The organism is Lysinibacillus sp. CNPSo 3705 (assembly GCF_028674935.1).
GTDB lineage: Bacteria > Bacillota > Bacilli > Bacillales_A > Planococcaceae > Lysinibacillus.
This window is the reverse complement of the sequence record NZ_JAQZSD010000062.1, coordinates 21180-32429: the sequence shown is the minus strand read 5'-3', so window position 1 is coordinate 32429 and position 11250 is coordinate 21180. Positions and strand designations below refer to the sequence as shown.

The 11250-nt window shown below is 40.4% G+C and carries 9 protein-coding genes and 1 pseudogene; all 10 read right to left on the bottom strand.

Annotated features, from left to right (window positions below; all coding sequences use genetic code 11):
• Positions 1 to 303, bottom strand: a pseudogene (locus PVA17_RS20180) (VanZ family protein); the annotation flags it as partial.
• Positions 304 to 560: 257 nt separating this feature from the next.
• A complete protein-coding gene (locus tag PVA17_RS20175; RefSeq protein ID WP_132360167.1) occupies positions 561 to 2099 on the bottom strand; it encodes an acyl-CoA carboxylase subunit beta in 1539 nt (512 codons plus the stop codon).
• A gap of 141 nt (positions 2100 to 2240) precedes the next feature.
• On the bottom strand, positions 2241 to 3023 hold the full coding sequence (locus tag PVA17_RS20170; RefSeq protein WP_132360164.1) for an enoyl-CoA hydratase: 783 nt from the start codon (positions 3021 to 3023) through the stop codon (positions 2241 to 2243).
• Positions 3020 to 3937 carry a hydroxymethylglutaryl-CoA lyase gene (locus tag PVA17_RS20165; RefSeq protein WP_132360162.1) on the bottom strand — a complete coding sequence of 306 codons (918 nt, stop codon included), beginning with the start codon at positions 3935 to 3937 and terminating at the stop codon, positions 3020 to 3022. Before PVA17_RS20165 ends, PVA17_RS20170 begins: the two co-directional genes overlap by 4 nt.
• Positions 3938 to 3948: 11 nt before the next feature.
• Entirely contained in the window at positions 3949 to 4161 is a 213-nt protein-coding gene (locus PVA17_RS20160; protein ID WP_132360160.1) for an acetyl-CoA carboxylase biotin carboxyl carrier protein subunit, read from the bottom strand.
• A gap of 179 nt (positions 4162 to 4340) precedes the next feature.
• Positions 4341 to 5699, bottom strand: coding sequence for an acetyl-CoA carboxylase biotin carboxylase subunit (locus tag PVA17_RS20155; RefSeq protein WP_274068738.1), 1359 nt, complete (start codon positions 5697 to 5699; stop codon positions 4341 to 4343).
• A gap of 16 nt (positions 5700 to 5715) precedes the next feature.
• Positions 5716 to 7350 carry an AMP-binding protein gene (locus PVA17_RS20150; protein WP_274068737.1) on the bottom strand — a complete coding sequence of 545 codons (1635 nt, stop codon included), beginning with the start codon at positions 7348 to 7350 and terminating at the stop codon, positions 5716 to 5718.
• Positions 7351 to 7379: 29 nt separating this feature from the next.
• Complete coding sequence (locus PVA17_RS20145) at positions 7380 to 8522, bottom strand: acyl-CoA dehydrogenase (protein WP_132360154.1); 1143 nt, start codon at positions 8520 to 8522, stop codon at positions 7380 to 7382.
• A gap of 238 nt (positions 8523 to 8760) precedes the next feature.
• Positions 8761 to 9411, bottom strand: coding sequence for a TetR/AcrR family transcriptional regulator (locus tag PVA17_RS20140; protein ID WP_274068740.1), 651 nt, complete (start codon positions 9409 to 9411; stop codon positions 8761 to 8763).
• A 688-nt stretch (positions 9412 to 10099) separates the two neighbouring features.
• On the bottom strand, positions 10100 to 11152 hold the full coding sequence (locus PVA17_RS20135) for a YkvI family membrane protein (RefSeq protein WP_274068736.1): 1053 nt from the start codon (positions 11150 to 11152) through the stop codon (positions 10100 to 10102).
• Positions 11153 to 11250: the final 98 nt, after the last annotated feature.

Sequence of the window (11250 nt, the reverse complement as noted above, 5' to 3'; positions counted from 1 at the left end):
ATCTAAATTAAAATACTGAGAGTAATTTATATAGCGAAGAATTGTATCAAAGGGAATAAAATTTGTGATTAAACGCCAGTCACTATAATCAAACAGCCCTAATTCGTCTAGAGAATATTCGCCATTAAATAAAATAATAATTACATTCACTAGTCGATCAATAACTAGTTTATAAAAAGCTATTACAGAATAAATACAAAAAAATATCCAACCTATTATCTTGATTGGTAAATAATATGTATCTATCAATGAACGATAAGGTAACGGTAGCTTGGCACTACCCTGTATATTATTTTTTGTCATGCCTGTACGACCTACCTCCTGTTCCTCTCATAATTTTAATATGCCTCCCTTCCCCATGCAAGTGGCAATAAGAAGATGGGTAAAGCGTTTTAAAGGATACTAGCATATATTAGGTATACTTTATCCTCCTTTACTATACGTTTGTCCAGATTCAATTAGAAAAGAGAAAAAACAAATTTTAACAAAATACAATCCTCGGCTATTAGTGATGCAAAAAAAGCTGCCTCAATTAAAATGAGACAGCGTTCTTTCAGACTTTAAACTGGATTTACTCCATGTTTACGTTCCGAGAATAATAAATATTTTGACATATACAGCTCTAAACGTGATTCAAGTGCTTTTCGTAAATCATTTGGCTCAATAACATCGTCAATGATGAGCTCTGAAGCTAGACGATAGACATCGATTTCCTCTTGATATTCCTTGCGTTTCTCTGCAATAAAGTGCGCTTGCTCCTCTTTTGGAAGTTCAGCGATTTTATTTGCATATACTGCGTTGACCGCTGCCTCAGGGCCCATTACAGCAATTTGCGCGTTAGAAAGCGCAATACAGCAGTCTGGCTCAAAAGCAGGACCTGCCATTGCATACAGCCCTGCACCGTATGCCTTACGAACAATGACCGTTAATTTAGGGACTGTTGCCTCGCTCATTGCAAAAATCATTTTCGCTCCATGACGTATAATCCCAGCTTTTTCAACTTGCGTACCAATCATAAAGCCTGGTACATCTGCAAGGAAAAGAAGCGGAATATTAAACGCATCACAAAGTGAAATGAACTTTGCTGCTTTATCAGCTGAATCGTGGAACAAAACGCCACCCTTTACGCGCGGTTGATTGGCGATAATTCCAACGGATTGCCCATTAATGCGTCCTAGTCCTGTAATTAATTCTGGAGCGAATAATTTTTTCACTTCACAAAACGTATTTTCATCTATAATACGGTCAATTAGCTTATACATATCAAATGGAACGTTTTGATTTTTTGGTATTAGCTCTTCAATCGATTTATCAAATGTAGCTGGTGGCTTTGGAGCCTCTACTTTACCGCGCTCTGCATAATTGTTCGGGAAGTAGCTCAAATATTTACGCGCATAGGCAATTGCTTCCTGCTCGGTTTTAGCAAGCACATCTCCACAACCGGAAACGGAACAGTGCATTTTCGCTCCACCCATCGTTTCCAAATCTACCTTCTCACCAATAACCATTTCCGCCATACGTGGGGATCCTAAATACATCGATGCATTGCCCTCTACCATAACTACAATATCGCAGAATGCAGGGATATATGCACCTCCTGCTGCAGAAGGTCCAAACAGTAAGCATATTTGAGGGATTTTACCTGAAAGTTTTACCTGATTATAGAAAATACGTCCTGCTCCTCGTCGGCCAGGAAACATTTCTAATTGATCAGTAATACGCGCACCTGCCGAATCGACTAGATACAGTAATGGGCAATTTAACTTTTCAGCTGTTTCTTGAATACGAATCATTTTTTCTACTGTACGTTTACCCCAAGAGCCAGCTTTAATCGTCGAGTCGTTTGCTAATACACAAACGGTACGGCCATGGATTTTACCGATTCCTGTTACAACGCCATCTGCCGGTAAGTCACCGGCTAAACAGTTTGCGTACAAGCCATCCTCTGATTGTAGCCCATCATCTAATAATAATTCGAGTCGTTCACGTACAAATAATTTTCCTTGCTGCGCGTTTTTATCGTGGTATTTTGGCAGACCACCTGCTAAAATTTGTTCCTTCATTGTTTTAGTCGTATTTTCTGTCGGTACATTGCTCATAGTTAATTCCTCCTTTTGCCCATTCGGTTACGCCTTAGCACTTTGTATAACTTTACTTCTGTGCTGAGAATTTAAACGATATGTTTGGATTTCATTGTTTTAAAATTCCTACTTTAAAACCATTCAAGATCTATCGAGCTTTTATTTCCCTAAGTATTGCGGTGTTCGTTTTTCTTGGAAAGCAAGTAAGCCCTCTAATCGATCTTCTGTAGGAATCAGAGCATTATATGCAAGTGATTCGATTTTTAAGCCCGTTGCTAAATCTACTTCAACTCCTTGATTCATGGCGATTTTCGCCTGTACTAAAGAAAGTGGCGCATTCTTTGCCATTTCGAGCGCAAGCTGCTGAGCCTTTTCTAGTACTTCATGTCCTTCATGAACATACTCCACAATACCGTAGCTTCTCGCTTCCTCTGCATTTAGTCGACGTGCTGTATAAATTAATTCCTTCGCTTTTCCAATGCCAATTAGTCTTGGAAGTCGTTGTGTGCCTCCTGCACCTGGGATGATGCCGAGTGATGTTTCCGTAAGGCCAATCTTTGCATGTGCAGCTGCAAGACGTAAATCACAGGCTAACGCTAGTTCGAGTCCGCCACCGAAAGCAACACCATTTAGTACGGCGATAACTGGTTGGGCGAGTGCTTCTACTTTTGCCACCGTTGCACCGATTAATTGCACAATTTGCTTTACTTGTCGGTCCGGCATCCCTTTACGTTCTTTTAAATCTGCTCCGGCACAAAAAGCTTTTTCCCCTGCCCCCGTTAATAAAACGACTCGCACTGCCGGATCACCGTTTATGTTGTCGAGTGTCGTGCTCAGTTCTTGGAGTAGTTGTACAGACATTGCATTTGCAGCTTCAGGTCTGGAAAGTGTAATAAGCCCAATGCTACCATCTAATAATTCAAAACGAACGAGCTGCGTCATAATTGACTCGCACTCCTTTCATTACGGGCAATCGCCATTTGTTTAGAGGCAACGGCCTTCCCTAGTTTCTGTTCAATAAATAGCGCAGCCTCTAGCACTTTATTGAGCTCTACACCCGTTGTAATATCCATTTCATGTAATAAATACAGTAAATCTTCCGTAGCTACATTACCTGATGCTCCTTTGGCATACGGACAGCCGCCAAGTCCACCAAGCGCACTATCAAACTTCGTAATGCCCATTTTTAAAGATTGAACAATATTCGCTAGCGCTGTGCCACGTGTATCATGAAAATGCATCGCGAAATGTTCTGCAGGATATCTTTTTAGCAATTCTTCTAACAGATTTTCCACCTGTGTCGGTACACCAACGCCAATCGTGTCACCGAGCGAAATTTCATCGACGCCCATTTCTAATAATTTTTCTGTTACTCGCAAAACCTTTTCTGGTTGTATGTAGCCTTCATACGGGCACCCAATTACCGTTGAGATATAGCCTCGTACGTTTTTATGCGCTGCCTTTGCCCCTACCACAACTTCCTGTAGTATCGGAAATGTTTCATTAATTGTTTTATTAATATTACTTTGATTATGGCTTTCACTTGCTGACATAAATACACTCACTTCATCTACTTCAGCCTGCAATGCACGTTCTAAGCCACGCATGTTCGGTACGAGTGCCGCATATGTGATATCTTTTTGGCGTTTAATGGTCTGAAGAACCTCCACTGCATCTGCCAGCTGTGGAATCCACTTCGGATGCACAAAAGAAGTTACCTCAATATAATTCAATCCAGTTTGACTAAGTAAATTTACTAATTGCACTTTATCGGCAGTTGCAAGATGCGTTTTCTCATTTTGCAAACCGTCACGAGGCCCTACTTCCTTTAACGTGACATGCTTTGGTAGCTGCATAAGAAGCCTCCTTATTCAATTTCTAAAATATCGTCATCAACGTTAATGAAATCCCCTTCGTTCGCAATGATTTTTGTGACTACGCCATCTTCCTCTGCTTCAATAGGAATCTCCATTTTCATCGACTCTAAAATTGCTACATCTTGTCCCGCTGTAACTTTCTCGCCCTCAGCTACAACAATTTTCCATACTGTTCCTGCCATGCTCGCTTTAACTGTTGCCATTGTAAACCCCTCCAAATGTTATGAATGTACTGATAACGCATTCGCACTAATAGTTAAGTGCGAATGCTTTTATCATTTTCGCCTTGGCGTAATTGTCGTTGCGGTCGCTTCGCTTTCGCACAGAATACATTCCGTTGCTGGCGCTTTCCTCGCACAGATAAACAATACGTCCAGACGTTTTATTTTGTCTCTGCTAATTGAGGTAGATAATATTCATCTACAAATTTAGTTGTTGTATAGCCCTTTAAAAATTGTTCATGTGTGACTGTTTTTAGTAGCATTGGAATATTTGTTTGAATTCCTTCTATTTTATATGCTTTAAGTGCCTCAATAAGTCGTTCACACGCAATTGCTCGTGTTTCTCCCCACACAACTAATTTGCTAATCATCGGATCGTAAAAAGGTGTTACCGAAGTGCCAGCCTCTACGCCACATTCATGGCGAATACCTTCACCTGTTGGTAATTCAAAAGCCGTGATTGTACCTGGAGAAGGGAAAAAGGTCGAAGGATTTTCGGCGTAGATGCGTACTTCAATCGCATGCCCTTTTCTTTCTATACTTTCCCGCGTAAATGCTAATGGTTGTTGTGCCGCAATCTTTAATTGCTCCTCTACAAGATCTAGATTCGTAATTTCCTCAGTTACCGGATGTTCAACCTGTAAGCGCGTATTCATCTCTAAGAAATAAAAGTTTTGCTCTGCATCTACTAAATACTCAATCGTGCCAGCATTCACATAGCCAATATGCTGAACTGCCTTGACGGAAGCATCTAGCATACTTTTCCTTGTTTCTTCAGAAATGAAAGGAGATGGTGCTTCCTCAACTACTTTTTGATTTCTGCGTTGAATCGAGCACTCACGCTCAAATAGCGGTACGACATTGCCATCGTGATCCGCAATAATTTGTACCTCGACGTGATGAGGATTAGCAATAAATCGTTCCATATACATCGTGCCATCACCAAAGAATGACTGTGCTCGCTTTTGATTTCCTTCAAAGGCTTTTGCCAATTCCTCTGCATTTTCTACGAGTTGCATTCCGATACCCCCACCACCAGCAGAGGCTTTTAACATAATCGGATAGCCTAGACGGGAAGCAATTTCAATAGCTTCTGTTACATCTTTCACAGGTGTCTCTACGCCTTCAACGATTGGTACACCTGCCGCCTTCATCGTTTTCCGGGCTTCTAATTTACTACCCATTGAAGCAATAACGTCTGCGCTAGGCCCAATAAAAACTAAGCCTGCCTCTGTACAACGTTTAGCAAACTCAGTGTTTTCTGATAATAAGCCATAGCCTGGATGAACAGCTTCAGCACCGCTTTCCTTCGCTACTTCCAGAATACGATCAATATTTAAATAACTTTGTGCAACAGGTGGTTTTCCGATACAGAACGCCTCATCCGCCTCCTTAACGTGTAAGCTTTCAGCGTCTGCCTCGGAATACACCGCAACTGTTAGGACATTTAGTCGTTTGCATGTTCTAATAACACGTCTTGCTATCTCTCCACGATTTGCAATTAAAACCTTTTTGAACATAACACCGGCCCCCTTCTTACTTCACTGCTGGAACAAAACTCTCTCGTAATCTATACTTTTGAACTTTTCCTGATGCAGTCATCGGATAGTCGTCGATAAAGAAAATATGTCGTGGTATTTTATGTCTAGATATTTTATCCCGACAATAATCCCGAATTTCTTCCTCTGTTGCCTGCTCTCCTTCACGTAAAATGATCCAAGCTGCCGCTTCCTCTCCATAAACAGGATCAGGAACACCCGCAACCTGTACATCTGCAATTTTCGGGTGTGTGTAAAGGAATTCTTCAATTTCCCGAGGAGAAATATTTTCACCACCCCGAATAATCATATCTTTTAAACGTCCTGTTACACGGACATAGCCCGCCTCATCCATCGTTGCCAAATCCCCGGTATGCAGCCAACCAGCCCCATCAATTGCAAGAAGCGTTTCTTCTGCGTTTTTATAGTAACCTTTCATGACGTGGTAGCCTCTCGTACATAGTTCCCCTTGCTCATTTGGCGCAGCTTCTTCGTCTGTACCAGGAACGACGATTTTAACTTCCAAATTCGGTAATGCACGACCAACGGTTTCTACCTTTAACAATAGCGGATCATCTGCTCTCGTTTGCGTAATAACAGGAGAGGCTTCTGTTTGTCCGTAGCAGATAGTAACATCCTTCATGCCCATTTTGTCGATCACGGCTTTCATCACCTCAATAGGACAATTAGAGCCTGCCATTACTCCAGTACGTAACGTTGATAGATCAAAAGACGAAAAATTCGGTAAATTAAGTTCACTAATAAACATCGTTGGTACACCATGTAACGCTGTACATTTCTCTTTTTCAACTGTTTGTAGCACTTCAGTAGCTGAAAATTCCTGCACTGGTACCATCGTCCCGCCACTAGTCGTAATGGCTAATGTTCCAATTACACAGCCAAAGCAATGGAAGAATGGGACAGGAATGCATAAACGATCTTCGAAAGTTAAATTCATACATTCTGCAATATTAATCGCATTATTGACTAAGTTATAATGCGTTAACATAACACCTTTCGGAAAACCTGTTGTTCCCGAAGTATATTGAACATTAATAACATCATCATAATGGAGCTCTTGCTGTCTTTTATCTAATTGCTCCTCTGTTATTCGCTCTGCAGCCGATAACACATCAGCCCAGTTTAGCACTCCGGGGTATTTTGTCTCGCCAATTAAAATAACATTTTTCAATAAAGGCAGTCGCTTTGATTGCAAATTACCCGGTTTACAATGTTCAAGCTCTGGACATAACTCTTGCAGTGTATTCATAATAGAATGGTCTCGATAATTTTCAATTAAAATAATCGTTTTTGCATCGGATTGCTTCAATAAATATTCCAACTCGCTTGAACGATAATTAGTGTTGACAGTGACGATGGGAGCACCCATTTTACCTGTACCAAATTGCAGCTGTACCCATTCCGGGACATTGGTCGTCCACACGGCAATATGCTCGCCCTTCTCTATTCCAAGAGCCATTAACCCCCTAGCTACTAAACGACTTTGCCGATTGAGCTCCTCGTAGGTCATCCGTAAATCCCTGTCTGCATACACTAATGCTTCCCGCTGTGGATACTTTTCCGCTTGTTCATCTAGCAATTGACCAATAGTTTGATACACAAGTTCCGCCATGAAAATCCTCCTTTTAGCACCTAAGATGATTAACAGCCTATTAAACGAGAAATAACGAGACGTTGAATTTCAGACGTTCCTTCACCGATTTCCATTAACTTAATGTCACGCAGATGACGCTCTACGTCGTATTCTTTCATATAGCCTGAACCGCCGTGAATTTGAATGGCTTGATTACAAGTTCGGAAGCCCATTTCAGAAGCAAATAATTTTGCCATTGCCGCTTCCTTCCCGAATGGTTTCTTTTGATCTTTAAGCCATGCCGCCTTATGTACTAACGTACGTGCAAGCTCTATCTCCATTGCCATATCGGCCAATTTAAACTGTATTGCCTGAAGTTTTGAAATTGGTGCACCAAATTGTTCACGTTCTTTTGCGTATTTTAATGATTTCTCATAAGCTGCCTGTGCAATTCCTACTGATAATGCTGCTATGGAAATACGGCCTCCGTCTAAAGTATTTAAAAATTGGCTAAATCCGCGTTTTTCATCCCCTAAAAGATTAGCCCTTGGTACACGAACATTTTGCAAAATAATCTCACATGTATTGGAGCCACGTACGCCCATTTTGTCGTAATTGCAGTTGATCGTTACGCCAGGAGTATTCGTCGGTACAATGATAGCTGAGATAATTTTTTTACCATCCTCACGTTTACCTGTCACTGCAGTCACAATAACTTGACGCGCATGGCCAGCATTTGTGATCCAGCATTTTTCACCATTAATGATGTAATCATCACCATCAATTACGGCTGTTGTACGCGTCCCACCAGCATCTGAACCAGCATTAGGCTCTGTTAGACCAAACGAACCTAATGTTTCCCCCTTCGCTAACGGAACAAGCCATTCTTGCTTTTGCTCCTCGGTACCGAAATTATAAATAGGCGAAGCACCTAAGCTAACTGCTGCTGCATAGCTTAATCCGGTACCACCACACGCACGACCGATTTCTTCAACAGCAAGTGCGTAGGAAACAGTATCTCCGCCTGAACCACCATACTCTTCAGGAAATGGAATACCTAATAAGCCTAGCTCTGCCATCTTGTTAAAGCTCTCTATTCTCATTGTCGATGTCTCGTCAACCTCACGAGCATACGGTTTAATTTCATTTTCAGCAAAATCACGCACCATGTCTCGAATCATTGCTTGCTCTTTCGTTAGTTCAAAGTTCATCCCCAGTCCCCCTAATGTTTAATTTTGCCATAGCGGATTTCGTTCAGATGACAGTTGCAAAAAATCAATTATACCTCGTCATAATAGCATCCGGAATCCGGACGGAGGTTTTTCGCCAACGTGATGTTGGTCACTCAGTCGTTGCCACAGGACGTGGCGGTTTTAGATTGAGTTCCTCTATTTCAACGGGTGTTTAAACACCCATTGAAAGAAGTTGATACCGACTAGTCGGTTTGTTTTAACTATTAATAAAACCAGTTTTTGCTTCTGGCTTCTCCTTGACCATAAATTGAACGGCTTCTTCCATTGCTTGTTCAGTGACAATCGCACGCAATACCATATCCGTAAATACTTCTGTAATTTCCTCCATCGTTAAAGGGCCTGATTGCTTAAACCATTTGTATGTCCAGTTAATCATCCCAACAATAGCCATCGTTACAATAGTACAAGGTAGTTCTGTACGAAAATCCTTTGTTTGCTGGCCTTCCTCTATGACTTTTTGTAAAATATCCCGATATTGATCTCGTTTATTATGAATAATTTCACTATATTCCTCTGGCAATGAACGACTTTCCTCATAAAAAACAGTAATATGTGCTTGATACACATCAAATACTTGAGTCAGTGTTTGCAGCATTGCACATAAACGTGTAATCGGTGTATCGTATTTGTCATATGCCTCCTGTGATTGTTTAATAACATAGGAAATAAATACATCGTGAATTTCATACAACAACTCATCTTTCGATTTAAAATTATGATAAAATCCACCCTTTGATGCACCAATATATTCAACAATGCGATCAACAGTGACATTGTGATAGCCATCTTGCTGAAATAGCACTACAGAAGCGTCAACAATGCGTTGTTTTAATGTTTTCTTTACCATAGGCATCTATCATCCTTCTTATAACTCTTTACTCCATCACTCTTTATAACTAGAAAAAGTTTGAGTCATCACCATAATGTGTTGTTGATTTCCGTTCCGGCTGAGCGCTTTAGTAGCTGACGCTTTGCTTTCACTACGGAGCAAAGCTTTCTTGGGGCGTCCGATGAACCGCTTCACTCGCGATGCTCGCTCCCAAGGTTTCATCTGTGACGCTGATCCCCAAGAAATCGCCAACCCTCCACGCATATCGTATAAAATGCCATCCCATCTATCGGTGGCGAAACCTGATTTTTCTTAATTATAAAAAAACTATGACACTATTAATATAGCATTCACAAAAATTAGTGTCTAGCACCGAGATAGATTTCATTTAAAAATACGAGAATTTATTTTACACAAAGCAGAATTTTTAAAATCCCCGCGAATTTATTTCGCCTTGGTGTAATTGGCCGCTGTCGCTTTGCGTTTGGAGGTTTTATCTTTATTCAGTATCTCATCACCTACTGAAGTGGGAATGTTCTATAGCTTCAAGAAAGATTTGTAACAGTCGTTTCACTTACGTTACATTAAACATTTGCTGATTAAAAAACATACAATTACTGTATGATCATCAACTTGTTTTCATTACTAAGATCCAAAAAAATCCCCTAGTGCTGTATAAAAACACTAGAGAATCTCAAAAATATAATTAGGAAGCTTTTGGTATTTTACGTAGCCACGAGATGATAATAGCTATGATTAGTGCAAAGCCTAAATACCCCATTGTTGAATATACCTTTCCAACTAAAGTCGTGAACCCTACTAAACTCGTGACAAAGCCTATTAAGCCTATTACCACAATACCCAATTTAAAGCTTTTATGGTCAGGCGCTATAAAACGTACTGTAAATGCATAAAGCATTCCTACAGCCGTATTGTACATCATACCTAATAGAGCAATAGACATTAAAATACCTACTACAGGATGTATTTGTTTTGCTAGCTCTAATGTTGGCATTGCTGTCCCACCAACTATATCCATTTTAACGAACAAAGCAATATTAATAAGTATGATTAAAACACCGAGCATTACGCCACCAAGAAGACCACCTAAACCGGCAATCTTGCGCTCTTTTACCGTTCCCCCCATAACAATTAACATCGCAGTACCAGCAGCTATGTTATAAGATACATAGAGAAGTGCGCCCAATATCCAATTAGAAGACGCAGATGTTTGCTCCTGCGCTAACACATTCTGTTCGGCAATTGTTAAGTCCATCGTGAAAATAGAATAAATTAATATAATAAAAACGATTCCCATTAAATAGGGCGTCACTAAAGCTATTATATTAATAATATTTTTTACATTTAATAGCAATGTTAAAATCGTAATGATGACCATAAAAATACTACCAATCATCGGATTTATATTAAACATTTGCTCGAATGTAGACCCCGAACCAGCAAACATAACAACTGCAACGCCAAATAAGAAGAATGTAATGACAATATCTAATAGCACCCCAACATACCGTCCACCAATTTGATAGATAACCTCTTTATGTGAGGTCGTTTGTGAATCCGCTCCTAATTGTGCTAGACTCATCCCTAAAAAAGCAAATGCGATTGTTGCGACTATTCCTCCTGCTATCCCGTAAAGACCAAAGCTCGTAAAATATTGCATAATTTCTTGTCCTGATGCAAAGCCAGCACCAACGATTAGTCCTACAAATGCGCCACCTATCTGCCAACTTTTTTTCATAGACCACCTGCTTATCTATTTTTTCAAATCGATAAGACGGTAGATTCCTCGTAGGAGTTATCGCCTTATGATTTAAGTTCTATCCAATAGTTTTCTAA